Genomic DNA, 26,227 nt, shown 5'->3' on the forward strand with positions numbered 1-26,227 from the left:
CTTGGCTTTTTTCAATGTAATTAATTTTTTGAAGTCAAATCATCAGATGCAGCATGATCAGCATCTTCAATATCGGTTTCTGGCATTCCATATAAGCCGTTCATTGCTTGTTCTTCGATAGTAAGATTTGCAGTATTATTATTTTGAATAGGTGTAGCGTTTTCGATAACATTTTCTTTTTTATTTATATTTTTGTTATTCATGTATGAATCCTCCAAATTTCATTTGATTTATCTATAGTATGTGGATTGATTTCCAGAAATATGTGAATTGATTCTTATAGATGTAATATAATTAAATAAACAATTAGGGTGAAATGTAAACTGTTAGGAGTGAACAATTATGGTGAAAGCAAGGAAATTAGCCTCCTAAAATAAAAAGAAAATTTTAGGAGGCTATTAAAATGAAGTTTCACGTAATTGATAGGGAAAATTGGAATAGAGAGCAGTATTTTGAACACTATTTAGAATTAAAATGTACGTTTAGTATGACAGTAAATGTTGATATTACGCTTTTGATAAAGAAAATACATCAAAAGGGAATTAAATTTTATCCGACTTTTATTTATATAATTTCGAGAATAATAAATAAACATAAAGAATTTCGAACATGTTTTAACGATGAAGGAGCTTTAGGCTATTGGGAGGAAATGATCCCGAGTTATACAATCTTTCATAAAGATGATAAGTTTTTTTCAAGTATATGGACGGATTATTCAAGTGATTTTCGCATTTTCTATAAAAATTATAAAAAAGATATGAGATGTTATGCTAGTGTTCATGGTCTTTTCACGAAAGAAAATATTCCGCCTAATGTATTTCCGATTTCAAGCATACCTTGGACTAGTTTTACTGGATTTAATCTTAATATTAATAATGATGGTGATTTTCTATTACCGATTATAACTTGTGGGAAATATTTTAATGAAGAAAATAAGATTATGCTACCAGTTTCATTGCAAGTTCATCATTCGATTTGTGATGGATATCATGCGAGTCGATTTATAGAAGATTTACAGGAGTTAAGTAATAGTTGCAACGAGTGGCTGAAATAAAAACTAATTTTAAATTATATACAAGTGAAAATAAATAATAGAAGAGATCATGTTTATATTGCATGGTCTCTTTTTTATTCATCTAAAGAACAGTGGAAAATATAGGTTGATTTGTAGTTTAATAATAAGTAGAGTGATTAATTTTAATTTTCTTTATTTTATAACTGTATTGTTTACAAAAATATTATCTTGTAATAATAAAGGGGAAAACAAAAATGACAATAATATCTATAGAAAAAGCTACAATTTTAGATACAGAAAAGTTAACAGAAATAATGACAAGAACATTTGATGAAGAAGCAAAACGATGGTTATGTGGTCAAGGTGATGTTATTGACTATAACATCCAACCACCAGGGTATTCTTCAGTAGAAATGATGAGATATTCAATCGAAGAATTGAACTGTTACAAAGTGATAATGGATGGAAAAATAATCGGGGGAATTATAGTTACGATCTCAGGTAAGTCATATGGCCGGATTGATCGTATTTTTGTAGAGCCTGTTTATCAAGGGAAAGGAATTGGATCAAATGTTATTAAATTAATAGAAGCGGAGTATCCAAGCATAAGGATTTGGGATCTCGAAACATCGAGTAGACAAATTAATAATCACCATTTTTATAAAAAGATGGGTTACCAAACAATTTTTGAATCAGAAGATGAGCATTGTTATGTGAAAAGAATAGGGACGAGCTCAAACAAAGAAAGTGTATTTAAAAATGAAGACATGAAAAATAGCCAATATGAAAACTGTAACTTGGAAAATACCGAGTATTATCAAGTAAATTTAAAAAATAGTTCATTTATTGGTAGTAATATAAGGAATATGAATATGAGCAATTGTAATGTAAGTCAATCCAAGTTTAGAAATATTAATTTTAGAAGTTCTTCATATGCAGATTTAAATCTTTCTGGCAGTAAATTTAGTTTGGTGACTTTAGGTGGAGTTCAATTTAAAGATACAAGTCTTGGAGATGAGAAGGAACCTATTTTATTTGATAATTGTGATTTACAAGGTAGTGTAATACATAATAGTAACTTGAAGAATATTGAAATAGAAAATTGTGATATAGCCGGTATGAAAGTAAATGGTATTCCAATGGAAAAGCTGCTTGCATTATATAATAAAGTAAAAAGTTAACCGGTTAATGTAGATAAGTTTGTTCGTAAAGCTAATATTATGCCGAAATAATTATATAAAAATAACATAAAGAAATAAAGGAGAGAAGGGATTTCATACAGGAGGCTAGAATGAATATATGTATTGTTAAGAATACGGAGGGAAGAAAATATGACGATCAAAGTAAGAGCAGTAGAAATACAAGATGCCAGAGCGATTCACCGTATATGCATACAAGATGACGTTTTACCTTATATGGTTTTCTTACCTAGCATGCGTGTAGATGCGATGGAAAATAGAATTCGAAATTTAGCACCAAATCAATTTGAATTTGTCGCAGAGTATGATGGGGAAGTTGTAGGATTTGTTGGGTTAACCCAAAGTCCTGGACGTAGATCTCATTCGGGTGATTTGTTTATCGGGGTAGATAGTGAATATCATAATAAAGGCATTGGAAAAGCTCTTCTTACAAAAATGCTTGATTTGGCTGATAATTGGTTAATGTTAGAGAGAGTAGAACTAGGTGTTTTAGAAACGAATTCGAAAGCGAAAACTCTATATGAAAAATTCGGATTTGTAGAAGAGGGAGTAAAGATAGGAAATTTGAAAGCTCACGGAAAGTTTATTAATGAAATTATGATGAGTCGTTTTAGACCTGATGGTTTAATTGTACATAATGGATAGTGAAAGCATGACAGTATAATGTCATGCTTTTTTATTAGAATTTGGTTGTAATAAAAATAATGCAAGACCAATAAAAATAACTGTAATGCCTAGTCCTTGTTGTAAAGAAATAGTCTCATTTAATATAAAGTACGCTAGTATACAAGTCCCAATTGTTTCTCCTAAAATGCTCATGGAGATTACAGTAGCACTCATCCATTTTAATAACCAATTAAAAATCGTTTGCCCTAAAATCGTAGCAATAAATGCTAAGCCAATAAAGCACAGCCAAGTTTGTGTAGAGTAGTGGATGAAAGATTCGTTTTGCATGTAAGAGAATACACCAAGAAAACAGGCACTACTCCCATAACTAATTATCGAATACGGTATAAGTGATAAATCTTTACGAACATATTGGCTAATGAAAAAGTATGCGGTAATAATTCCGGCCGCAATAAACGCTAAAATATCTCCGTATAAAGCTTCTCCACTAATTTGGAAGTCTTGCAATCCGATAACGATACTTCCTGAAATAGCAATGAGACAACCGATAATCGCGCCTCTCGCAAACTTCTCCTTGAATAAAAAATAACCACCAATCATTGAGAATAAAGGTTGTAACGTTACGATAACAGTAGAGCTTGCTACAGAAGTATATTGTAACGATTCAAACCATAGTACATAATGTGCAGCTAAAAATAGCCCAGAAATGAATCCGAATCCCCATTGTCTTCTTGTTATTGTTTTTAGTTCGTTTCGATTGTTTCGATTAAAAAGTAATAATGGTAACAGAATTAATGCAGCGAAAAATAATCGATAAAAAGCAATGATAGTTGCAGGAGCATCTGCCAATTTTACAAAAATCGCTGAAGTTGATAAGGCGAATACACCGAAAAATAAGATGCAATATGAAAGAATAGGTGATTTCAAAGTTTGTCCCTCCGATAGATTGTCTAATATAATAAACTAAATATGATAAAATGTACAAAGGTAAGTATATAAGTCTCGGAGACGATAGAAAAGGATTATTTGCCTTTGTTTAGTAAGTCAGCACAAAAGCGATAAAATATATATTATGATGGACGAAGGAAGGATTTACTATGATACATGATAGGCTTGGACAAACTGTATTAAGTTATCGTAAGAAAAATAAGATGACAATTCGCGAATTTGCGGATTATGCAGGAATTAGTACTTCATTAATTAGTCAAATTGAACGAGGACATGCAAATCCCTCGTTAAGTGTATTGGAATTAATAGCGAAAGCGTTAAATGTACCGCTATTTACACTATTTATTAATGAGATTGATACAGATTCACTCATTTCTAAGAAGAAAGATAGAAAGAAAGTATATCGAGAAAATAACGATCACATCGTATACGATGTATTAACACCTGATTTTATGAAAGCGCGTATTGAAATGTTAATGATGGACCTAAATAAACAAGCAAACACAACGGAAAATCACTATTCACATGAAGATAAAGAAGAAATTGCTGTTGTTATGAAAGGAGAAGTTTATGTGGAGTTAGAAGGAAAAGAGTACTTCTTAGAAGAAGGAGATGTTGTACGTATTCCACCAAATGTGAAACATCGTTTTTTGAATAAAAGTGATGAATCCAATCATATTTTATTTGTATTGACGCCATCTTTAGGATGAGTATAAAGTGATTTTTATTACGGGGGATAAAAAGATGGAAAATAAAACTGTTTTAAAAGGTGGCTTGTCAATTGATTGGGATTTTGGACATGTCTTTAAATTCTCATATAGTTACTTTGATCATATTAAGAGGGCTCCAAAATATAAAGATATAACTTTAGAGAAATTCCGATTTGTTATGAAGACGTAATGAAGCCTAATGGTCTGTATTAAGGTACAAAAATATAAATTTATTTGTTGTTAGTATATTATTTTAAAATATGTAAGATTTTACATGAGTATTTTACTTTTACTAATTATGTAAATAGGCTATACTAAAATACATACATTTTAGTATTGGAGAGAGAAATAAAACGACATGGAATTAGTAAAATTGGAAAAAGTAATTGAAATAAAGAAAGAAGAACTTTTATATTTAGTATCAGATTACGGAATTCAACATGAAAAAGTATTGGCATTAAGTCAAGAAATAGACAAATTAATTAATTACTTTATGTTTTTAAAATAGGAAGAACTATGACATGATGTGAAAATGTTATAGTTCTTTTTTATTTGGAAATTCAGATGTATATTCTATATACTAATAATAGATGGAATATTCTGTTTTATGAGAGGGGAATATATGATATTACATGCACACATTTCAGGTGAAGGAGAACCAATTGTACTTTTACACTCTGGAGGTATGACAGGTTTAGTAGAATATGAAGAGCAGGCAGCACTTTTTGGAGAACAAAATTATCAAGTCATTCGCCCTGATTTAAGAGGGCATGGAAAATCAGGGGGGATATTGGAGAACTATTTCCTACGTTCTGTAAAGGACTTATATGATACGTTAGAGCATCTACAAATTGATAGATGTCATATAGCTGGTGTTTCACTAGGAGGATTAGTCGCTTTATTATTTGCAAAAAAGTATCCAGAGAAAGTGAGAACATTAACTTTTTCAGGTATATTTCCAGTTAAGAGGGATAATTGGGAAGAGTCTCTGGAGTATGAAGCGAAGTGTCATCAGCAATTGATGAAAAATGAAGAAGTTATAACGTATATGAATCAAATTCATGAAAAAAGTGATTGGAAAGCATTGCTTGAATCGTGGCAAGTTAAAGATTGGTATCCTTTCGATGAAACTGGTGATGTAGCGAATCTTCAAATACCTACACTCTGTATTGCTGGGGGAGATTTAGAAGATGAAGTTACAGCTGCTACAACGTTCAAACAATTAAACGGAAATATTCATATTGCCGTTATTCCGTTTGCCGGTCATTTAGTACATAATGATCAACCGAAAATTTATTCAGATATATTGTCTAATTTCTTACAGAATGCGCAAGTTGCTAGTCGAATATAAGGACTTTTGGGTATAATAATAAAGGAATTATTAATTGTATCGGTTAGGAGCGCAATACATATGAAAACAGTTGTTGTCATCGGTGGAGGTATAACGGGACTTTCTACTATGTTTTATTTAGAAAAATTAAAAAAGGATTATAATATAGATTTAAATTTAATCCTTGTAGAAAAAGAAGAGTACTTAGGTGGGAAAATCCATAGTGTAGAAGAAAAGGATTTTATTATGGAATCCGGAGCAGATTCTATCGTTGCTCGTAATGAACATGTCATGCCGCTTATAAAAGATTTAAATTTAGAAGAAGAAATGGTGTATAATGAAACGGGTATTTCTTACATATATTCTGATAATATTTTACATCCAATTCCTTCTGACACTATATTTGGGATACCGATGAGTGTCGAGTCGTTGTTTAGCAGTACGCTAGTATCAACGAAAGGGAAAATTGTTGCTTTAAAAGATTTCATAACGAAAAATAAAGAGTTTACAAAAGATACTTCTCTTGCTGTATTTTTAGAAAGCTTTTTAGGGAAAGAGTTAGTAGAAAGACAAATTGCTCCGGTGCTTTCAGGTGTATATTCTGGTAAATTGAATGAGCTTACTATGGCGTCTACACTACCGTATTTACTGGATTATAAAAATAAATATGGAAGTATTATTAAAGGTTTTGAAGAGAATAAAAAGCAGTTTCAATCAGCAGGAAATAAAAAGTTCGTATCATTTAAAGGTGGATTATCTACGATTATTGATCGTTTAGAAGAAGTGCTGACTGAGACGGTTGTTAAGAAGGGTGTTGTAACGACAGCTGTAAGTAAACAAGGTAATCGCTATGAAGTCTCCTTTGCAAATCAAGAATCAATCCAAGCTGATTATGTTGTTTTAGCAACTCCGCATGATATCGCAGAAACTTTATTACAGTCTAATGAGTTAAACGAGCAGTTTCATACATTTAAAAATTCATCACTTATAAGTATTTACTTAGGATTTGACATACTAGATGAACAATTACCAGCGGACGGCACAGGATTTATCGTAACAGAAAACAGTGATTTACATTGTGATGCTTGTACATGGACAAGCCGGAAGTGGAAACATACATCTGGAAACCAAAAGCTATTAGTGAGAATGTTTTATAAGAGTACGAATCCGGTATATGAAACGATTAAAAATTATAATGAAGAAGAACTAGTACGAGTCGCTTTATATGATATTGAAAAGAGTCTCGGAATTAAAGGTGAACCAGAAGTAGTTGAAGTGACAAAATGGAAAGATTTAATGCCGAAATATCATTTAGAACATAATCAAGCAGTTCAAACATTACAAGAAAAAATGACGGATCTATATCCTAATGTATACTTAGCGGGTGCCTCATATTACGGTGTCGGTATTGGTGCGTGTATTGGAAATGGAAAGAACACTGCAAATAAGATAATTGCAACATTAAATGAACCGACAAATTAATATAGCATACATATATAAATAAAATGTCCCTCCGTTATGCTGGAGGGACATTTTATTTATTTCACTTGAATTGAGATCTTTTTATTCGTTGTATGATTCTCAGTAATCATTAATGTTATGTTACCGGATTCTTTAAATGAATATGATGAGAGTTGATAAAGCTCTTTTATACCATGTTTCTCTTTTAATTTATTGGCAGGAAGTAATGTTATGTTCGGTTTCCATGTTTCCTGTTTACCGGAAGGATAGTTTACTATTATTTCTGGATTATTTAATTGCATTGGTTCCCAAGAGGCAAAATGTAGCTTAACTTCTTTATCTTTTTTTAGTAATTCTTCTGAGAAATATCCAAGTTCTCCGACGTTACCGAAAACAGTAAAGTTTTGATTTTGTAATGTGATATCTAGATGTTTAGGTTGATATGTTGCTGCGTGATAGATTCCATATGAAAGAGAAAGAGTGGCTGCAATTAAAATACCGATTGAAAAAGTTTTAAAGCTATTGCCTTTAAAACTAGTCATCATGAATGAGTTTGGAGTGAACTTTTTTGCGAATAAAAATATGAGTAATATGAGTAAGAGGGATAAACCAATGAATATATACAAAGGAAATTTACACCTCCACAATAAAATAATGTATTGACTATATTTTACCATAAATGTATGGGGGAGGGTGTTGTTTTAGAGGGGAAAAGTGAGTATGGAATAAAGAGATGATCAGTGTACTATGATCATCTCTTTATTTTTCGCATCATGTAAATGCAAGAAGGGTTACTCTTAGTTCGTATTGAATTAAGAGGGTAGGCTACTCTTGAAATATTTGATTAATGGGACATTGAGGACTTTCCTAATTATAAATATGTTTTCTGCTATAATGAATAAGTAGAAAGAAAGGAGTGATCCTATGACATTTCCTATATTAGAAACAGAACGTTTGCGTTTAGTTGAAATAGAACAATCTTATTGTCAAAAAATATATGAAATCTTTTCATTGGATGAGGTAACGTGTTATTACGGTATGAATTCTTTTACAGAGTTTGGACAAGCTTCACGTATGATTGAATCTTTTTCAAAAAATTACTTTGAGAAAAAGGCAATACGATGGGGGATTGTATTAAAAGAAACAAATACTTTAATAGGTACAATTGGATTAAATAATTTACAATTATGGAGTAAACGATCTGAAATTGGATATGACTTACATCCTCGTTATTGGGGGAATGGTTATGCGTCAGAAGCAGCCAGGGAAATTATTCGTTATGGATTTCAAGATTTAGGCTTATTTAGAATTGGTGCTATTACATACCCTGAAAATGTTACTTCTTGTAAAATGTTATCTAAAATAGGCTTTCATAAAGAAGGATTATTACGTGGATATATTCATCAAGGAAATAAGCAACATGATGCATTATTGTATTCTATAGTTCGAACGGATGTTGAAGATATAAATTTATAATAAAAAACCCCTCTTAAATAAGAGGGGTTAAGTAAAAAATTAACCTAACTTAGGTAATAAACGTTCTCCGCTTTTCATGCTACTTTTACATAAAGGGCATTTAGGCTCTTCTTCAAATGAAAAGTTCTTTCTCATCCATCCTAAACAATCCTCTGCTTCACATTCCCAGACAGGGGTTTGTTCTGGTGGTACTTCTGCTACATCGTTCTTTCGATTGCGATACATGTAACCACTCCTTTTATGTAAAAAATTTTAGTTATATATTAAAAAGGTTGTTAACCGTGCTGGTAACAACCTTTTTATTGTTTGAATTATAGCTTTACAACGTTTTTAGCTTGAGGTCCACGGTTACCGTCTTCAACTTCGAAGCTAACTTCTTGACCTTCGTCAAGAGATTTGAAGCCGTCGCCAGTGATAGCTGAGAAGTGAACGAATACGTCGTTGCCACCTTCAACTTCGATGAAACCGAAACCTTTTTCGCTGTTAAACCATTTTACTTTACCTGTTAATGTCATGGTAATGCCTCCTAAAAATTAAAAAGATTACAATATGTTCGGCCTTATTTGAATGAAAAATAAAATTTCACATATTATCAAAAACCCATAAGGAATATAAAATGTTCCTGATTGATACTTGATAATATGCAAAGAAAATATACTGTTAAATTGACCTTAATTACTATCTTACAACAAATGGTGGGAAATAGCAAGTGCTGGTAATACCAGTCTAAAATAGGATGGTAAAAGACACAAAAACATCTCTTTTATTTATATATTATTCCTAATTTTGGTTTATGCTAAACTGAGAACATTTTTATTGAGGATTTGTATTAAGGAAACGATATAGAGTACAAGAATATTGTTGATTTATTAAGGAGGCGAGAATATTGCAGTCTACTCAATTCAAAATATTGGAAGCAGCCAAAGAAGGAAGAAGAAAAGTTCATCCAGTATTCGCTGTTATACTTGCAATTTTATTTTTAACTTTAGGTGAATTGTTTATGTTATTTATGTTGTTTTTACCGAAAGCAGAAACACTTTTAATGAAGGCGATTTATAGCAATATTGAGATGATATTGACATTTGGGGGTGCTATATTTTTTGTTTTTTTATGGATTAGATTCGTAGAAAAAAGATCAATTGCATCTATTGGCTTTTGGAGGAATCAATGGATAAGAAAATATTTGAAAGGTGCATTAATAGGTTTTGTTTTCATTTCAATACCAGTCTTGCTACTTTTATTAACTGGAAATGTACAACTACAAATGCAACAAATTACACCAACCGCTATGCTTGGAATTGTGGGTTCTTTAGTTGCTTTTTTAATACAAGGTGGGACAGAAGAAATTGTTGTTCGAGGTTGGTTATTTCCGGTTCTTTCTGTTAGAAGCCGTATATGGGTCGGTATTGTTGTAACTTCTTTTTTATTTGGTTTTCTTCATTTACTAAATCCAGGTATTACAATTCTTTCAATATCGAATATAATATTAGTAGGTGTGTTTGCAGCTTTTTACGTTTTGAAAGACAGTAGTCTTTGGGGTATATGTGCGTGGCATTCCATTTGGAATTGGGCACAATATAACGTATTCGGTTTTGCGGTTAGTGGAATGGAGATGTATTATACACCACTTTTTAGACCTGTAGCAAACGGATCGGAGCTCTTTCATGGAGGCTCATTCGGAATTGAGGGGAGTATCATTACAACAATAATGCTCTCCATCGCTTCAATTGTTTTATGGAAACAGTTATGGGGGAGAAAATCGAAACAACGAGATTTTAGTTAATGAAAGAGGGAGAAACTATGGGGATTATAGCGTTTGAAGGAGCGAGTGCGGTTGGTAAGAGCACAACGTGTCGTGAGTTAGAAAAGAATTATGGTGCTTATATTATACCTGAAGTGAATTTATTATTTGAAAGACCAAAAAATGAACATAGAACATGGTATTTTGAAAAACAAGTAGAGCGCTGGAAAATAGCAATGCAGAAGTCAGAGCAATATAAATTAATAATACTTGATGGAGACATTTATCAGCCGCTTAGTTATAATTGGTGTTTCCATTTTGAAATATTTGATCAGCCATTATCTTTAATAGAAAACTTTTATAAAGAAAAGCTGATTAATAGGGAAATTGGTTTTCCTGATCAATATTTTTATTTATATACGAATGATGAAGAACTTAGAAAACGGAAAGAATTTGACGAGACAAAAAGAAGAAGAAACTTTGAAAAACATTTACATATATCAAAATCGTTTCAACGTTATTATGAAAATTTAAATGCCATTACAGACGGGTACTGCAAAATAATTGAAGCGAAAAGTGTAAAAACGAATGAACTAGAAATTGTAAATAACTTAAACAGTTTACATGTGTGTGAAGAGAGTCGTTTTGATGTTTCGAGATTAGATGCGATTACGAAGTGGTTAAAAGAAAATCGCGCATAAAAAGAACGAGTACCTTATAAGGTACTCGTTCTTTTTATGCATATTGAATATGTAAGTTCGTTTCATAAATTGTTTTTAAAATTTGTAAGTTTGCTTGTTCATTTTTCTGAATAGCATTTTTATATTTAGGTAAGAAAAGTTGAGAAGGATAAACTGGGAGTTCACCGCAAATATCAATACCATAAATAGATTTATTCATAATTAGAGAATGAATAAATTGTAAAAGTCTAGATAATTTCATGTGCCCTTGATCCCAATTGGTAATAGTAACTTTTGGATCTAAAACATCTTTATCAATGCTTACATATATTGTTTCTGTATGAATATGTGAAAGTATTGTATGTATGGATACTTCATGTGATATATCAATTGGAAAAATTTCTACGTATGGACAATCATTAGAATGAATTGTAAGAGAAGAAGGCCCAATAATGATTACCTTCTTTAAATTATCATTATTTCGAAGAGAAAATGATACCCAAGATCCGCAGGAAATAAGAGTCTGCTCATTTGCTTCCTTTAAGTTCATATCAGTATGATGATCAAATAGTATAAGGGTAAAAGGTTTGTCTATTTCTTCTAATAATAAATGAGATACATAATGATAATTTCCAGAACCTATAAAAGTAATTCCTTTATTCTTTCTACGATTTAATACTCTTTTTATATGCATTAAAGAAGTGTTTTCGCAATATAGATTTGCGTGTTCTAAATGAGTAAAATCAATATCTTCATGTGAATAAGAATGTAGTTTATTTTGTAATAAATACGTATCATCAAAGTTTAAAAATGTTAAACCGTTATGCAATAAACTCATATTTATTCATCTCCTTTATATTTAGGCTAGCATATATTTTTATAAATTTAAAACGAAATGCTTAGAGGTGGATGGCATTTGAAAAAGATGGGGGTTTTTACAGAATAATCTTTCAATTTATAAAGAAAAGAAATATAATATGAGGAAATACATATGTGGTTTAGAAAATAGAAAATATGAAGTTGAGATTTTGAAACGGGAGGGTGTTAAGGAAAGACAGTAAAAAACATCAAGAATGAATAAAGTTTAATTGGTATGATATGGATAAATTCAATAAGGGGGAATTAGATGTATCAAGTAAAGGGGTATTTTTCATCGCTCAAAGGAAGTCATTATAAAATTGGTAAGCAACAAGGGGAATTTGTAAAACAACATCCTTACCTTATTCCGCAATTTATACAAAAAGAAAATTTAATATCGCATCAGCATTGGACAGAATCTAGGAACATATTACATAATTATTGTCCAGGAATTAATGAAGAGATTGAAGGATTTTGTGAAGTATTAAAAATTCCATCTGAAAATATGATGTATTATTATCAAACACTATTAAAAGCAGGTTGTAGCCATTGTGCTGTTTTACCTAAAAAGACAGATTTAAAGCATACTTATGTATTAAGAAATTATGATTTGTCACCAAAAATAGATGATATGCGTTTTTGTTCAACTCATGTTGAAGGTGCGTATGCACATAGTGGCTTTTCTACTCAATATTTTGGCCGAACGGAAGGGGTTAACGAGCATGGATTAGCTGTTACATTTTCAGCATGTGGTCAACCAGTAGGAAATATTGAAGGTCTACGAAAGCCAGTAGTAAGTGGTTTACAATGTTTTGCAGTAATTCGACTGTTATTGGAGAAATGCAAAAATGTGCAGGAGGCTAAGTCACTATTAGAAGAAATACCGATTGCTAGTAATATAAATTTAATAGTAGCAGATTCATTAGACGCAGCACGTATTGAAATATTTGACGGATATAAATCAATAACTTCAATTGATGAGGAAAGCCAAGATTTTATCGTATCAACAAACCATGCAATCAGTTTACCTATTCAAAAACTGAGTAATAGAAGATTAGAACAATCTACAAACCGATATCACACATTGTATGAACATTTAAATCGAAATGAACAAGTGAGTATAGAGTCTTTAAAAGGATTAGTACAAAAAGAATATCCTGCCGGGCTGACGGTGCATAATTATGAAGAATGGTTTGGAACTTTACATTCCGTATTGTTTGATTTGCATGAATGCACAATGAATATTTGTTTCGGGTCTCCACTTTTAAACGACTGGTACTCATTGAAAGTTGGAGGAAGTATGCCGTTTTCTGAGGTGAACGTGAACTTTAAAAATAAAACTTATACTGACTTTTGGAGGGAAGAGAATAATAAATTGATTCCAAAAGGGTAAATGGGGTAATATGGTAGCACCGAAGGAGGTTATTTATACTGGAGGGATTACCGATGCTAAACATTTTATTAATGATTGTTTTTATCATTTTTTTAGCCGTTTCCATGTATATTGCGTATCAAAAAAGAAAAAAAGCAGAAATAAAAGGATTGAAGAGTGCATTAACTTCAATTTGTTTCTTTTCACTTGCAATTTTTAATTTGTTCGCATATTGGTTTCAGTTCGGTGGTATGTTGACAGTGCTATTTTCAATCGTATTATTGTTAGTTGGGGCTTATTTTACAAAATATATTCCAATTTCCAAAAAGGTACACTGAAACTTATAGTTAATACTTTATTTCATTATGAAAAGAGATTATTCTACTAAGTCGTTATGAAATGACTTCATAGGATAATCTCTTTTGTTCGTTTAATTTTGTAAAGAATGTACGGTTAGTTTCAATTGTTTAATAAATTCTCGAGTTGCAGCACACATATATTTATCTTTTCTATAAATAAGCCCTATTTCTATTGTTGGAGTAGGATTTTCTATTTTAATAGCTTGAATGTTTGTATTTTGTAAAAAGTCTATATACGGTTTTGGTAAAACTGTAATTCCCATGCCTTTTGAAACCATTTGGATTAAAGATTCCATTGTACTAATTTCTAAAATTGGTTTTGGTTTAAAGTTGAATTTTTGACAATGAGATGTAATTAGTTCGGTTAAAAAGAAATTTTTAGGTAAAAGAATGAAAGGGTAGTTCTGTAATTCAGCAATAGATACATGATTATGTTCAGCTAATTGATGACCAGTTGGTACGACTATTATAAGTTCACTTTTGTAGAGAGGGATAGAAATAATTTCTTTATCTTGCACCGGTAGAAATGTAATGCCAATATTTAGTTCGTTTTGTAATAATTTTTCACGAATATCTCCTGTGCGAAGTCCTAATACAGAAAGTTCTATATTGGGATATAAATTATTAAAATTTAAAATAGCTGGTGGTAGTAAGTAATTTACGAAGGTTAATAATGATCCGATTGTTAAGGAACCTTGTTGTAATCCGTTTAAATCTTGAATAGCAGAACGGGCTTGTTCAACTTCATGAAAAATTGTTTTACTATGTAATAATAAAATCCTCCCAGCTTCGGTTAAAGATATTTTTTTACCAACTCGATCGAAAAGGGGCATTCCTACTTCATGCTCTAATGCACGTATTTGTTGACTTAGTGAAGGCTGGGAAATATTTAATTTCTCAGCTGCTTTTGTGAAATGTAATTCTTTTGAAACAGCTAAAAAGTATTCAAGTTGTCGTAATTCGATTGGAATCACCTCAAGTATAATAATAGGTTATACCTATCATTATTATATAAATAATTGAATTGAACAATGATTTTAGAGATTTTATAATCATCTTTATCCTTTTCGGCAAGAAAACTCCATCTGATTTGTGTTACGGGTGAAACCCAACAATTCAGGTGGAGATGAATTGCCGTCAGAAGGTAGGCTGAACTCTGTTGTTTCGCTCATAGTAATTTTCCCAGTGCTAATGTTTTTTTCGTTTTACGATATAATCTGCGTAGATAAGGAGGGAATGGATTATAAGACAACGAAATTAAATGATGATTATCATTATCATTTAGCTGCTTGAGTCAAAAGGAATTACGATGAAGAACATGTTCGCATGTTGTTTCATTTCGTTCCCAATATTGATTTATCAAAAGTAATGAACTCTCTAAGAAAGGTGGTGAAAACAATGGCTAGAAAGAAAGCAATGAAAGTATTACGGAAACAAAAGAAAAGAGAAAACATGCAACGATTCACGCAGAAACAGAATATTGGACGGGCTTGCTTGACTGCAAAAGAATTTCGTTTACTTCAGCGCATGTCGCATAGTTCAAAAGCGTTGCGAAATGTTGGCTTGTACACGATGAAACAAAGTTACTTGAATCATAACAGGATGGCTACTGTCAAAGAAGTGGACACTGCCATGCAAAATGATATGAACTACTCGGGCATTCAATCAAACTCTGTTCAAGCGATTCGCAGAGCCTTATATGCAGAAGTGAAGAGCTTTTTTAAGGCATTGGAACAGTGGAAGAAAAATCCCGAGAAGTTCACAGGTCGTCCGAAGTTTCCGAATTATTCTCGTTCCACTGACAAGCGAATCATTGAAATCTATCAAGTGCCAAAAGTGGATGAGAACGGGTATTGGATCATTCCAATGAATGTTGCATTCAGAAAAAAATTCGGTTCTATTAAAATACGTATGCCAAAAAATTTAAGAAATAAAAACATCTCCTACATTGAGATTGTACCGAAGCAAAAAGGTCGGTTCTTTGAGGTGCATTATACATATGAAATGCACGTTTCTCAAATGAAGAAACCATCCACGACTACGAGTAACGCTTTGAGTTGCGATTTAGGTGTAGACAGATTAGTAAGTTGCGTAACCCATACAGGTGATACCTTCTTAATTGATGGAAAAAAACTAAAATCCATAAACCAGTACTTCAACAAAATGATATGTAATCTCCAACAGAAAAATATGGACAATGGAATTTCAAAACGTATTGTAACGAATAAAATGGCCGCACTTTGGCATAAACGAGAAAGACAAATAAACGGTTACATTGCACAAACAGTAGGTCTGTTGTTCAAAAAAGTGAAAGAATTCGATATAGATACGATTGTTATAGGGTATAACGCTGGTTGGAAACAAAACTCTCATATGGGGAAAAAGAATAATCAAAAGTTTGTGCAAATCCCATTTCAAAAATTGATGGCAGCAATTGAGAATAAATGTGTAAAAGAAGGCATCCGCTTTTTCAAACAAGAAGAAAGCTATACTTCAAAAGCTAGTTTTCTAGACAAAGATCCGGTTCCAGTTTGGTCTAAGGATGATAAGACGCAGTATCGCTTTAGCGGCAAACGAATTACGCGTGGTCTGTATCAAAGTAAAGCAGGAACATGTATCCATGCTGATATTAATGGTGCGCTGAATACATTGAAAAAATCAAAAGTTGTAGAATTGGATGAAAATCTGAAAGTGAAAACGCCGATTCTATTAGAAGTGCAAAAACGTAAGGCTGTTACTTCGCGCATAGCTTAGTGGGTGCGTCAACCATCCATGTGTACTTGACTTGTCGGGGCTTGTAGCACACGCCGGAGTCATCTGAGTGGTGGCTTCTTCCATAAGGGAGAACTGCTCTTTTCGAAAGGGTGGTGCAAGTGGGAAAACAATCGTTCGTTGTCAGTACCAACCAAAAACAGACTTGGGGTGTTACCATAAGGTAGCATGAATGCTAGAGCGTCAAACTGTCTAGCGATAGACGAAAAGACCTAGCGTTCGAACTCAAGCTCCCACTGAAATGCTTTATCTCAGTGGGGGTAGTTGACATAACAGAGAGGGTTGTAAAAATTAACCGAGAGAAAATACATGTAACACCTTTAAAGGAGGAAATAGAATGGCTAATGAATATCAATTATTATCTTTAAATATAGGATTACCAAAAGAGGTTACATACGGTGGAAAAGTAATTCATACAGGCATAAATAAGAAACAAGTAAAGGAACCGGTATATTTATCTTTTGTAAAATTTAATGGGGATGGACAAGCTGACTTAGTTCATCATGGAGGAGTAGATAAAGCAGTTTGTGTTTATACTGGTGATCACTATCCATATTGGGAAAAAGAGTTGAATCAAGATCTTGTATATGGGGCTTTCGGAGAAAATATAACAGTTAGTGGTATGCGCGAAGAGGATGTTTGTATTGGTGATACGTTTGAGCTAGGACAGGCAATCGTACAGGTAACACAGCCAAGGCAACCTTGTTTTAAATTAGCAAAAAAATATAATATTCCAAAGTTACCACTATATTTTCAAGAAACAGGATATACAGGATTTTATTTTCGTGTATTAAAAGAAGGATGGGTATCATCAGTCGATACTTTAAAAAGACTACAGTCTGATCCAAAAGGTGTTTCAGTAGCGTTTGCTAACCGTATCATGCATAAGGAAAAGCAAAATATTGAAGGGGTAAAAAGGATATTAGAAGTAAATGCACTTTCAAGTAGTTGGAGAAAGTCTTTTGAAAAGCGTATAAGTGGAGAAGAAATTAATACGAAGGAAAGACTTGAAGGGATAAAAGAATAAAAATCTTTTATTATAAATAGTGTATTTCTATTAGTAAAAGCTAATTAGAAAGCGCTATTTTTATATAATAAACTCATTAATATTCAAAAATCCTAATATTGTTTTATTCGACTTATTTTCGAATAGTCGAAACATAAAATTAATTAGACTTTTTTTTTATATTTTATGATAGTATATTGATTGGTAAGACCTATTACTTTAAGAGCAGGTTCTACAACTATATCTAATTTGATGGAATTAACATATGGAGGGACAACATGGGGAATGTTGAAAGTTTTGAAAAACTTCTTTTAGAAGAACCGAAAAGAGAGCAGTTATTTCCTTTATTTGAAGAAGTGTTTGGGATTTCAAGTCAAACATTGCATGATTTTTCAGAGAGAGGTTATTGGGATGATACATATAAAGCTTTATCATTTTTACAAGAAGATAAAGCGATTGCAAACGTTGCGGTATTCTCGTTACCATTGCTAGTGAATGGTGAAAGAATAAATGCAGCAGGCATTCAATCGGTAATGACACACCCTAATTTTCGAAGACAAGGACTCATGACACAATTAATGAGTAAAATGATAGAAGAAATCGATAAGAAATGTGAATGCACATTATTGTTTACGGAAAAACCTGAACTATATACATCATATGGTTTTAAAGTTGTGCAGGAGTATTTGATGACTATTCCATATGATAAAAAGAATAATAATGATTCCTTACTTAGAGAGCTAGATTATTATATGGAAGAGGATAGAAAATTAATACATGAAATTATAGATAGTAGCCAAAGACTTTCAAATAATTTTTCAACATTAAACTTCCGTCCTTCGTTTTATTTGAATATGTATGATTCGGAATGGAATGGAAAATTGTATTATTCAGAGAAGCTAGATGCTCTAATTGTGTATGAAGTAGATAATGAAAAGTTGAAATTATATGGAGTGTTTGCACCAGTAATTCCAGTTTTAGATGAAATATGCGGGGAAATTGCTGAAAGATTTACAGAAATCGAATTTTACTTCTCTCCAGATCAATTAGGGGTTGAGGATGTACAGTTTACAGAATTACAGTCAAGTAAGTATTTAATGATTCGAAGTAATAGAGAGTTGGATTTGAAAGGTTATAAATTCCCAGTATTAGTAGAATTTTAAATATGTATATAGATGCTTTATATAGGGAGGAACTATGAAAATATCACATATACCAGAACATATTGAGCAACTTACTATAATGAATGTACCTGAATATTATAAGCTTAATAACAATCATGCGCTTATTGTCCGCTCGAAAGCCGAAACAGATTTTTGGCTTAAAACACATTATGGATTCGAAGTAATGAATGGTCATGTATTTTATACAGAGACGATGACAGACTTTCAAGCTGAAGTTCAATTGCGTATGAATCCAAATTCAAAATTCGATCAAGCTGGTCTTTTTGTTATGATTTCGGAAAAGTGTTGGCTGAAAACTTCATTAGAATATATTCCAGATGGTCCATCTCATTTAGGAGCTGTCGTAACGAATAATGGATATTCCGATTGGTCCACGCAAGACTTTCCGACAGAATTAGCTAACGAGCAACTTCGTTTTCGAATTGTTCGTAAACGTGGTGATTATACAATATATGTGAAGAAGATCCACCAATGGGAACAAATAAGAATCGCTCATTTGATGGAGGATATAGGAAATAAGCCTATTAAAATAGGTTTTTACACGTGTAGTCCGTCTAAAAATAATGGATTTGAGACTGAGTTTTTAGAGTTTACAACTGAAAAAATATAGATGAAAAACCGTATTCTTTTCATTAGGAATGCGGTTTTTATATGTATATAATAAAAAGCACATTTATTGACCGTAAAGTCATTAATGCTTATCATTTAATAATGTTAAATATTAATTTACATAATATAATAGGAATAAGAAAGAAATTACAAACTACAGCGCTTAAATAAGGAGGGATATGAGTTATTCGGGGGTAATTTCATGGGAAAAGGAGATTATGTATGAAATCATTTCGTAAATTATTACAGTATTTAAAACCATACATGTTCTTCGCTATTATTGGACCACTATTTATGGTACTTGAGGTTGCGATGGACTTAATTCAACCGACTATTATGCAACATATTATTGATGTTGGGATAGCAAATCGGGATATGAATTATGTAATAAAAATGGGACTTCTTATGATAGGAGCTGCAGTACTCGGTTTAGTTGGAGGGCTTGGCTGTATGATGTATTCTACAAAAGCAGCTGTTAATTTCGCTACTGACATACGAAAAAATGTGTTTGCGAAAATAGAAACATTTTCTAGTGAAAATCGTGATTCGTTTGGAACTGGAAAGTTATTAACGATAGTGACAAATGATATTACATCTATTCAATCGGCGATGACGATGACATTACGTGTTCTCGTTCGTGGTCCTTTGTTATTTATCGGAAGTATCATAATTGTTTTTGTAACAGCACGCGAGTTATTTCCTATATTACTCGTAGTCGTTCCAATTTTATTACTTGCGATTATATTCATTGCGAGTAAAGCGAGCGGGACGTTCAAAAAGGTGCAAGAAGCATTAGATAAAGTGAATACAAAGTTACAAGAAAATTTATCTGGAGTACGTGTTATTAAAGCGTATGTAAGACAAAAATATGAAATTAATCAGTTTGGAAATGTTAATACAAATTTAACGAAGATAAATATTCGAGCGGTGCAGCTTATTTCCTTAATGATGCCAATCATAATGTTAGTTGTAAGCGGAGGGATTGTCGCAACATTATGGATTGGTGGAGAAAAAGTATTTAACGGGACTCTTCAAGTAGGAGCTATATTAGCGTTTATAAATTATTTGAATATTATTTTAATGGCACTTATGTCTATCAGTATGGTATTTATGCAAATCGCGCGAGCATTTCCATCTGCGGATCGAGTACAGCAAGTTTTACATACTGAGGTTGATATTACGAGCGAAACAAATGCGCTTGTACCTAAGGAAATTGAGGGAAATATTGATTTTAAAAATGTTAGTTATAGTTATACGAAAAATAATGAATATGTTTTAAAAGATATTTCATTTCGCATATGTAAAGGTGAAAAAGTAGGGGTTATCGGTTCTACAGGAAGTGGTAAATCTACTTTAGCAAAATTGTTACCACGCTTATACGATGTTGATCAAGGTGAAATATGTATTGATGGAATAAATGTTAAGGCATACAATTTACAAAAACTTCGTGGTTCAATCGGGTTCGTACCTCAAAAGGCATTGTTGTTTTCAGGTAGTATAGAAGAGAACTTACGTTATGGAAAAGAAGATGCAACGAAGGAAGAGCTGGAAGTGGCGGCTTCATCAGCTTGTGCGACTGAGTTTATTAACAAACTGGAAGATTCTTATCAATATCATGTAACACAAGGTGCGACGAATTTATCAGGCGGACAAAAACAACGTGTATCCATTGCAAGGGCGCTTGTGAGAAAGCCATCTATTCTTGTATTAGATGATTCTACATCAGCAGTTGATGCTAAATCAGAATCTAACATTCAATCAGCATTAAGGAGAGAATATAAAGGAACAACAACATTATTAATTGCCTCTAAAATCTCATCAATAATAGATGCTGATAAAATTCTCGTTTTAGATAACGGTGAATTAGTTGGTGATGGTACACATGAAGAACTGTTAGAACAATGTGAGGTTTATCAAGAAATCTATCTTTCCCAAGGTGGCAATTTACATAAAGAAGGTGGGAAAGAACATGCGTAATTTTCAAGGACAATTTGCTAATAAAGGTGGGCGTAACGCAACAAAGATGGGGAAGGCTAAAAATACGAAAGGAACTGTGATGAGAGTATGGAACTATATGGGCTATCAAAAGGCTGCTCTTACGTTCGTTATATTTTTAGTGTTTGTTACGACGTTACTTGGGTTATTAGGTCCGTATTTAATGGGAGTAATTATCGATCAATATATTGTACCGAAAGATTTAAGCGGTACGGCGAGAATGTGTTTGTTACTTATCGCGATTTACGGTGTAACAGTATTCTTAACTTGGTTACAAACATTTGTAATGGTTAATGTTGCATTAAAAACGATACAAAAAATACGACAAGATATTTTTGAGAAAATCCAAACACTTTCTTTACGGTTCTTTGATGTACGTTCTCAAGGGGATTTAATGAGTCGTGTAACAAATGATATAGATAATTTGAATCAAGCGTTGACACAAAGTGTTGTACAAATTATTTCATCAGCATTAACCTTTATAGGTGTAACAATTGCGATGTTCGCATTAGATTGGATTTTAGCAATTGTTACACTAATTACAGTACCTATTATGTTTTTCGTTACAAAAAAATTAGTTGCTTATAGTGGTAAAAACTTTGCAAAGCGTCAAAAAGATTTAGGAGAATTAAATGGATTTATTGAGGAAGCTATAACAGGAGCGGATGTTACAACGTTATATGGGAAAGAAAAAGAAACCGTACAGAATTTCAATAAAATTAATGAACAACTAAGAGTTTCAGCAACGAAGGCGGATACATTTTCAGCTTTTATTTTTCCAAGTATGAACTTTATTAACAACTTAGGTATGGGACTTGTAATTGGAACTGGATCAGTAATGGTTTTAAATGGAATGACAACTGTAGGTGTCATTGCAGCTTTTATTAATTATTCTCGTCAGTTCTCAAGACCACTTAGTCAATTCGCAACTTTAATGAATACGATTCAAGCGGCAGTTGCTGGTGGGGAACGTGTCTTTGAAATTATGGATGAAGTACCGGAAATCAAAAATAAAAAAGATGCATTCGTTGTACAAAATTTACAAGGCCATGTTGCACTCGAGAATGTTTCATTTGGATATGAGGAAAATAAAACGATTTTAAAAGAAGTGAGTCTGAAAGCGCGGCCAGGGGAAACAATTGCTTTGGTAGGACCAACTGGATCGGGTAAAACAACAATCATTAATTTGCTAACGCGCTTTTACGATATACAGCAAGGGCAAATTCATATTGATGGAAAAAACATAAAAGAATATGATATGAATTCGTTGCGAAGTAAAATAGGAGTCGTTTTACAAGATACGTATTTATTTGCTGGGACGATTATGGATAATATACGTTATGGCCGATTAGATGCTAGTGATGAAGAGGTAATCAATGCAGCTAAGGCAGCATCTGCACATTCTTTTATAAAACATTTACCGAATCAATATGAAACGAAAATTGCTTCAGAAGGATCGAATTTAAGTCAAGGACAAAAACAACTTCTTGCGATCGCACGGGCAATTTTAGCAGATGCAGATATATTAATTCTCGACGAAGCAACATCTAATATTGATACGAGAACAGAATTACAAATACAAGAAGGACTAAACAATTTAATGAGAGGTCGAACAAGTTTCGTAATCGCTCATCGACTGAAAACGATTGAAAAAGCAGATCAAATCCTTGTTATAAAAGATGGAAGTATTTTGGAAAAAGGGAACCATGAATCTCTCATGGAAGATAGAGGATTTTACTTTGATCTGTATACGAGTCAGTTTAAATTTTAAGAAGAATTTTTGATAGGGTGCGGTTTCTCTAGAAAGGAGAAACCGCATTTTTATATTTATAAAGATAATTAAAAATATAGACTTGAATTTTTTTAGATACACGAATTGTTAGCAAATACTAGCAACTTCAGTGCCAGACGGGAACAATAATTTACGAGGTATTGTAATAATCTCAAGAGCCATCTGGGCTGAATGGAGAAGTCTTGGAGTTAACTCTAAAGCGTGTGTTAATAATAATATAAAGCTTGTTAGGATTGCAAAGCTTCCCCAAAAGAAACTTTTTGAAGTGTTACGGAAATCTTTTATTAAGGAAAAGAAAGAAAAAAATGCTGTAACAACAAGAATTAAAAATTTATACTTATCAGCCATTAAACCCCTCCTAAAGAACAATAACTTATATTATAGCGTATTTTTCTGTATTATTATAAAGAGATTTTAAAATGAATGATAAAAAGTAGAGGCTGTAACTTAAAGGAATGACGGATTACCTTGAGCGTAGAGGCTGGTGGTATGAAGTTAAGTAAAAATTTTATTTTAGTGAAACAGAAAAATCACTCGGCCTCAAAAAGAGGATACTTTTATTGAGTAATCCTCTTTTTTTAATAAAGGAAATTTAATTGGTTATAATGGAAAGCGCACTGAAAACTAATAAAACGGCCATAATGATGTTAAATGATTTAGTATGCTTCAACAAAATTTTTTGAAACATGGAACCGAATAATGTCCAACTAAATGTGCTCATTAATCCAACTACACCTAGAAATAATGAAAAAAGTAGATAACTTGAATATGAATTGTAGTAAGGAAGAATAAAAGTTGATACTACAGTTAGTCCGAATAGTATTCCTTTAGGGTTAATAAACTGAAGGAAAATCCCAACTGTAAATAAATTTTTATTATATTTTTCATCGGGATTTATGCTAGTTTTACTTGTGAGTATTTTAAGAGCTAAATATAGCATATATGCTACACCTAAGATTTTTAAAGGGAATTCGATTATAGGTAGGATTTTAATTAATACAATATTAAAGAAACTACATAAGGAAGTGAGGATGAAAAAACCGAAAGCTACTCCGAAGCAAAATTGCATACTCCTTTTTAAACCATGTTGATTAGCGTATGTCATAGCTAAAAAATTGTTAGGTCCAGGTGTGAAGCTACTTATAAAAACAAATAACAAAAAAGAAAATATAGGCATTTCAAAACCCCCTAAGTATTTTGTATGTTATAATGACTGAAAAGAACTATATAACGTGTGCTTTTTATTATACATAACGGTCGTTATATTGTATATAGTGTAGGAGTGTTTCTTATGGAAGAAATTCAACTTATTCTGGCGAAAAATTTAAAAACAATTCGAGAAAAAGAAAAATTAAGTTTAGAAAAGGTTTCCCAATTAACAGGTGTGAGTAAAACGATGATTGGACAAATTGAACGTGGAGAGTCAAGTCCAACATTAACAACGATATGGAAAATTGCGAATGGTTTGAAAGTGTCTTTTACTTCTTTAATCAATAATCCGCAACCGGATACGAAAGTTGTTTTACGAAATGATGTTCAAGTATTATCAGAAGACAATGGAAGATATAAAGTGTATCCTTCTTTTCCTTTCCAAGATGATAGGAACTTTGAAATCTATACGGTTGAAATTGAAACAGAAGGAAAGTTAAATTCGGAAGGTCATAAAGAAGGGACTGAAGAATTTATAACGGTGTTTGAAGGGGAATTGACAATTGAAATAAATGATTGTCAGTATAAATTAAATAGCGGGGATTCAATTCGCTTTAAGGCGGATAGACCGCATTCCTATCGTAATTTTGGAAGAACGCAAACCCGGTTAAATATGACTATTTATTATTCAACTTCATAAATTTACAGCTACCTTGAAAAACAAAGAAAGGCGTAATGATAAAACCATCTATAAGAGATGGTTTTTATTTTTTATAATCCACAAAAAAAGACACTCATTTGAGTGTCAACATAGTGTTGCTCTCGCGTATAGGATTGGAGTATGTTTCTCAAATATGTTTTGAGATGGTTCGCATTTGAGAAACTATCTTCATGTTCAATGTAACATTAGCGGTGAGGAGTGTAAATTGATAATGTATATACGGAAAATTTAGTATAGATACTTTGTACTATGAATATAGTACAAAGTATTTCTTATTGCATAATCACTTACGTGAAGTTATTAAAATATAAACTAAAGGAATGACCTAGTAGTTACTATTTTAGCATTTAAGAATGATTATTATAAAAAGAATGAATCATTTTTTAATCGATTCGTATAATTGTTAAAGAGGCACCTGTTGAACCACCTCCAACTAAATTAACTATGGATAATACGCCGAATAGTTGAAGTGAAATTGTATTACCAGCAGTTAAATTAATTATTAAATTATTATTATAATTTGAAGTTGATAATGCGGGAGAAAAAATAGATCCGGAAAGTGGAGTCGAAGAGTTTAATAGTAGCCTTGTACCAGCAAGTAGTGCAGTTGTTGTATTAACTTGATAGGTTAAATAATATCTCCCGGTAACAGGAATTGTAAATATATCATTTGAAGCATTCACTGTAAAATTACCGAGACTTTGGTTATTAGAAAGTGGAATATTAGTTCCGCCTAATATAACTGAAATGGGACCACCTGACGTATTATTAGCGAACATGGAGTTTGTTGTAATATTAGGCCCGGTGATGCCTGTAGGCCCGGTGATGCCTGTAGGCCCGGTGATGCCTGTAGGCCCGGTGATGCCTGTAGGCCCGGTGATGCCTGTAGGCCCGGTGATGCCTGTAGGTCCAGTGGTGCCTGTAGGCCCAGTAGGACCTGTAAGCCTGTATGGAAGTATAATTTCAAGAGCTATTGATAATAGTCCTTTTTTCATTTTTTCATTCTTATCTTGAATATAAATCACCTCATTTTCAAATTAAAATGTAACCGATTTAGTATTTTGGAATGGAACTATCATTTTATTATATTAATACTACTAGTTATAGTAACGGTAAAAAGTTTACTTTATGTAAAATCATTTGAGTATGAAAAAGTAGTTATGGAATTTTACTAAAATGATAGAGGTTTTATTTTGTTAATTAGTAAACAAAATGTGGAATGA

The 26,227-nt window shown here is 32.2% G+C and carries 30 protein-coding genes and 1 pseudogene; 21 read left to right on the forward strand and 10 right to left on the reverse strand.

All coding sequences use genetic code 11. The features are described from left to right. Positions 1 to 20: 20 nt before the first annotated feature. Positions 21 to 203 (reverse strand): DUF4021 family protein, encoded by a 183-nt coding sequence (locus tag MR070_RS07655; protein WP_001060594.1) that lies wholly within the window; start codon positions 201 to 203, stop codon positions 21 to 23. 200 nt (positions 204 to 403) lie between these two features. Between MR070_RS07655 and catA the strand changes: the two genes are divergently transcribed. The 3 genes from catA to MR070_RS07670 all read left to right on the forward strand — a co-directional run bounded on the left by catA (position 404) and on the right by MR070_RS07670 (position 2,859). Then, positions 404 to 1,054 carry a type A chloramphenicol O-acetyltransferase gene (catA, locus tag MR070_RS07660; RefSeq protein ID WP_242260977.1) on the forward strand — a complete coding sequence of 217 codons (651 nt, stop codon included), beginning with the start codon at positions 404 to 406 and terminating at the stop codon, positions 1,052 to 1,054. Positions 1,055 to 1,269: 215 nt separating this feature from the next. After that, positions 1,270 to 2,196 (forward strand): GNAT family N-acetyltransferase, encoded by a 927-nt coding sequence (locus MR070_RS07665; RefSeq protein WP_242260978.1) that lies wholly within the window; start codon positions 1,270 to 1,272, stop codon positions 2,194 to 2,196. Between the two features lie 150 nt (positions 2,197 to 2,346). Continuing rightward, a complete protein-coding gene (locus MR070_RS07670; protein ID WP_242260979.1) occupies positions 2,347 to 2,859 on the forward strand; it encodes a GNAT family N-acetyltransferase in 513 nt (170 codons plus the stop codon). A 21-nt stretch (positions 2,860 to 2,880) separates the two neighbouring features. On the opposite strand, the gene MR070_RS07675 is transcribed toward MR070_RS07670, so the two are convergent. Continuing rightward, a complete protein-coding gene (locus tag MR070_RS07675; RefSeq protein ID WP_242260980.1) occupies positions 2,881 to 3,768 on the reverse strand; it encodes a DMT family transporter in 888 nt (295 codons plus the stop codon). 170 nt (positions 3,769 to 3,938) lie between these two features. Here MR070_RS07675 and MR070_RS07680 point away from each other — a divergent pair, with 170 nt between their 5' ends. The 5 genes from MR070_RS07680 to MR070_RS07700 all read left to right on the forward strand — a co-directional run bounded on the left by MR070_RS07680 (position 3,939) and on the right by MR070_RS07700 (position 7,311). After that, on the forward strand, positions 3,939 to 4,499 hold the full coding sequence (locus MR070_RS07680) for a helix-turn-helix domain-containing protein (RefSeq protein WP_000581022.1): 561 nt from the start codon (positions 3,939 to 3,941) through the stop codon (positions 4,497 to 4,499). A gap of 34 nt (positions 4,500 to 4,533) precedes the next feature. Continuing rightward, positions 4,534 to 4,689, forward strand: a complete 156-nt coding sequence (locus MR070_RS07685) for a hypothetical protein (RefSeq protein WP_167495102.1) — start codon at positions 4,534 to 4,536, stop codon at positions 4,687 to 4,689. Positions 4,690 to 4,857: 168 nt separating this feature from the next. After that, entirely contained in the window at positions 4,858 to 5,007 is a 150-nt protein-coding gene (locus MR070_RS07690) for an aspartyl-phosphate phosphatase Spo0E family protein (protein ID WP_000424361.1), read from the forward strand. A 114-nt stretch (positions 5,008 to 5,121) separates the two neighbouring features. After that, positions 5,122 to 5,850 carry an alpha/beta fold hydrolase gene (locus MR070_RS07695; protein WP_242260981.1) on the forward strand — a complete coding sequence of 243 codons (729 nt, stop codon included), beginning with the start codon at positions 5,122 to 5,124 and terminating at the stop codon, positions 5,848 to 5,850. A 60-nt stretch (positions 5,851 to 5,910) separates the two neighbouring features. Beyond that, positions 5,911 to 7,311: a protoporphyrinogen oxidase gene (locus MR070_RS07700; RefSeq protein ID WP_044791104.1), complete on the forward strand. Its 1,401-nt coding sequence runs from the start codon at positions 5,911 to 5,913 to the stop codon at positions 7,309 to 7,311. Positions 7,312 to 7,367: 56 nt separating this feature from the next. Here the strand turns inward: MR070_RS07700 and MR070_RS07705 are convergent, their stop codons facing one another. Further along, positions 7,368 to 7,916 (reverse strand): hypothetical protein, encoded by a 549-nt coding sequence (locus tag MR070_RS07705; protein WP_138322014.1) that lies wholly within the window; start codon positions 7,914 to 7,916, stop codon positions 7,368 to 7,370. Between the two features lie 298 nt (positions 7,917 to 8,214). Here MR070_RS07705 and MR070_RS07710 point away from each other — a divergent pair, with 298 nt between their 5' ends. Continuing rightward, positions 8,215 to 8,766: a GNAT family N-acetyltransferase gene (locus tag MR070_RS07710; RefSeq protein ID WP_044791107.1), complete on the forward strand. Its 552-nt coding sequence runs from the start codon at positions 8,215 to 8,217 to the stop codon at positions 8,764 to 8,766. Positions 8,767 to 8,805: 39 nt separating this feature from the next. On the opposite strand, the gene MR070_RS07715 is transcribed toward MR070_RS07710, so the two are convergent. Together MR070_RS07715 and cspD are read right to left on the reverse strand one after the other, a co-directional pair. Then, entirely contained in the window at positions 8,806 to 8,991 is a 186-nt protein-coding gene (locus MR070_RS07715) for a cold-shock protein (protein ID WP_000286198.1), read from the reverse strand. An 86-nt stretch (positions 8,992 to 9,077) separates the two neighbouring features. After that, entirely contained in the window at positions 9,078 to 9,281 is a 204-nt protein-coding gene (gene cspD, locus MR070_RS07720) for a cold-shock protein CspD (RefSeq protein WP_000176368.1), read from the reverse strand. A 371-nt stretch (positions 9,282 to 9,652) separates the two neighbouring features. Between cspD and MR070_RS07725 the strand changes: the two genes are divergently transcribed. Together MR070_RS07725 and MR070_RS07730 are read left to right on the forward strand one after the other, a co-directional pair. Then, positions 9,653 to 10,549 (forward strand): CPBP family intramembrane glutamic endopeptidase, encoded by an 897-nt coding sequence (locus MR070_RS07725; RefSeq protein ID WP_242260982.1) that lies wholly within the window; start codon positions 9,653 to 9,655, stop codon positions 10,547 to 10,549. Beyond that, positions 10,549 to 11,208: a nucleoside/nucleotide kinase family protein gene (locus tag MR070_RS07730; protein ID WP_130983644.1), complete on the forward strand. Its 660-nt coding sequence runs from the start codon at positions 10,549 to 10,551 to the stop codon at positions 11,206 to 11,208. Before MR070_RS07725 ends, MR070_RS07730 begins: the two co-directional genes overlap by 1 nt. A gap of 34 nt (positions 11,209 to 11,242) precedes the next feature. On the opposite strand, the gene MR070_RS07735 is transcribed toward MR070_RS07730, so the two are convergent. Then, positions 11,243 to 12,025, reverse strand: coding sequence for an arginase family protein (locus MR070_RS07735; RefSeq protein ID WP_242260983.1), 783 nt, complete (start codon positions 12,023 to 12,025; stop codon positions 11,243 to 11,245). 288 nt (positions 12,026 to 12,313) lie between these two features. Here MR070_RS07735 and MR070_RS07740 point away from each other — a divergent pair, with 288 nt between their 5' ends. Continuing rightward, positions 12,314 to 13,438 (forward strand): C45 family autoproteolytic acyltransferase/hydrolase, encoded by a 1,125-nt coding sequence (locus MR070_RS07740; protein WP_242260984.1) that lies wholly within the window; start codon positions 12,314 to 12,316, stop codon positions 13,436 to 13,438. 53 nt (positions 13,439 to 13,491) lie between these two features. Further along, positions 13,492 to 13,755, forward strand: a complete 264-nt coding sequence (locus MR070_RS07745; protein WP_000932119.1) for a hypothetical protein — start codon at positions 13,492 to 13,494, stop codon at positions 13,753 to 13,755. 92 nt (positions 13,756 to 13,847) lie between these two features. On the opposite strand, the gene MR070_RS07750 is transcribed toward MR070_RS07745, so the two are convergent. Then, positions 13,848 to 14,750 carry a LysR family transcriptional regulator gene (locus MR070_RS07750; protein ID WP_242260985.1) on the reverse strand — a complete coding sequence of 301 codons (903 nt, stop codon included), beginning with the start codon at positions 14,748 to 14,750 and terminating at the stop codon, positions 13,848 to 13,850. A 424-nt stretch (positions 14,751 to 15,174) separates the two neighbouring features. Here MR070_RS07750 and MR070_RS07755 point away from each other — a divergent pair, with 424 nt between their 5' ends. From MR070_RS07755 to MR070_RS07780, 6 genes are all read left to right on the forward strand, one after another. After that, a complete protein-coding gene (locus tag MR070_RS07755) occupies positions 15,175 to 16,530 on the forward strand; it encodes an RNA-guided endonuclease TnpB family protein (protein WP_242260986.1) in 1,356 nt (451 codons plus the stop codon). 355 nt (positions 16,531 to 16,885) lie between these two features. Beyond that, positions 16,886 to 17,575: an MOSC domain-containing protein gene (locus MR070_RS07760; protein WP_087963848.1), complete on the forward strand. Its 690-nt coding sequence runs from the start codon at positions 16,886 to 16,888 to the stop codon at positions 17,573 to 17,575. Between the two features lie 257 nt (positions 17,576 to 17,832). Continuing rightward, positions 17,833 to 18,717: a GNAT family N-acetyltransferase gene (locus tag MR070_RS07765; protein WP_139896395.1), complete on the forward strand. Its 885-nt coding sequence runs from the start codon at positions 17,833 to 17,835 to the stop codon at positions 18,715 to 18,717. Between the two features lie 34 nt (positions 18,718 to 18,751). After that, positions 18,752 to 19,348, forward strand: a complete 597-nt coding sequence (locus tag MR070_RS07770) for a DUF1349 domain-containing protein (protein WP_242260987.1) — start codon at positions 18,752 to 18,754, stop codon at positions 19,346 to 19,348. 221 nt (positions 19,349 to 19,569) lie between these two features. Continuing rightward, the gene (locus tag MR070_RS07775) at positions 19,570 to 21,324 is read left to right on the forward strand and encodes an ABC transporter ATP-binding protein (RefSeq protein WP_242260988.1); all 1,755 of its coding nucleotides are present in this window, start codon (positions 19,570 to 19,572) and stop codon (positions 21,322 to 21,324) included. Then, on the forward strand, positions 21,317 to 23,113 hold the full coding sequence (locus tag MR070_RS07780) for an ABC transporter ATP-binding protein (RefSeq protein WP_001243540.1): 1,797 nt from the start codon (positions 21,317 to 21,319) through the stop codon (positions 23,111 to 23,113). Before MR070_RS07775 ends, MR070_RS07780 begins: the two co-directional genes overlap by 8 nt. A 108-nt stretch (positions 23,114 to 23,221) precedes the next feature. Here MR070_RS07780 and MR070_RS07785 read toward each other — a convergent pair whose 3' ends face one another. After that, a complete protein-coding gene (locus MR070_RS07785; RefSeq protein WP_044791133.1) occupies positions 23,222 to 23,482 on the reverse strand; it encodes a hypothetical protein in 261 nt (86 codons plus the stop codon). Positions 23,483 to 23,580: 98 nt separating this feature from the next. Between MR070_RS07785 and MR070_RS27190 the strand changes: the two are divergent. After that, positions 23,581 to 23,637, forward strand: a pseudogene (locus MR070_RS27190) (N-acetylmuramoyl-L-alanine amidase C-terminal domain-containing protein); the annotation flags it as partial. An 89-nt stretch (positions 23,638 to 23,726) separates the two neighbouring features. On the opposite strand, the gene MR070_RS07790 reads toward MR070_RS27190, so the two are convergent. After that, positions 23,727 to 24,311, reverse strand: coding sequence for a LysE family translocator (locus MR070_RS07790; RefSeq protein WP_242260989.1), 585 nt, complete (start codon positions 24,309 to 24,311; stop codon positions 23,727 to 23,729). A gap of 57 nt (positions 24,312 to 24,368) precedes the next feature. Here MR070_RS07790 and MR070_RS07795 point away from each other — a divergent pair, with 57 nt between their 5' ends. Next, the gene (locus tag MR070_RS07795) at positions 24,369 to 24,983 is read left to right on the forward strand and encodes a helix-turn-helix domain-containing protein (protein WP_116777243.1); all 615 of its coding nucleotides are present in this window, start codon (positions 24,369 to 24,371) and stop codon (positions 24,981 to 24,983) included. A 404-nt stretch (positions 24,984 to 25,387) separates the two neighbouring features. Here the strand turns inward: MR070_RS07795 and MR070_RS07800 are convergent, their stop codons facing one another. After that, complete coding sequence (locus tag MR070_RS07800) at positions 25,388 to 26,029, reverse strand: BclA C-terminal domain-containing protein (protein ID WP_070806007.1); 642 nt, start codon at positions 26,027 to 26,029, stop codon at positions 25,388 to 25,390. Positions 26,030 to 26,227: the final 198 nt, after the last annotated feature.

The organism is Bacillus cereus group sp. BfR-BA-01453 (genome assembly GCF_022662915.1).
GTDB classification, from domain to species: Bacteria; Bacillota; Bacilli; order Bacillales; family Bacillaceae_G; genus Bacillus_A; species Bacillus_A paranthracis.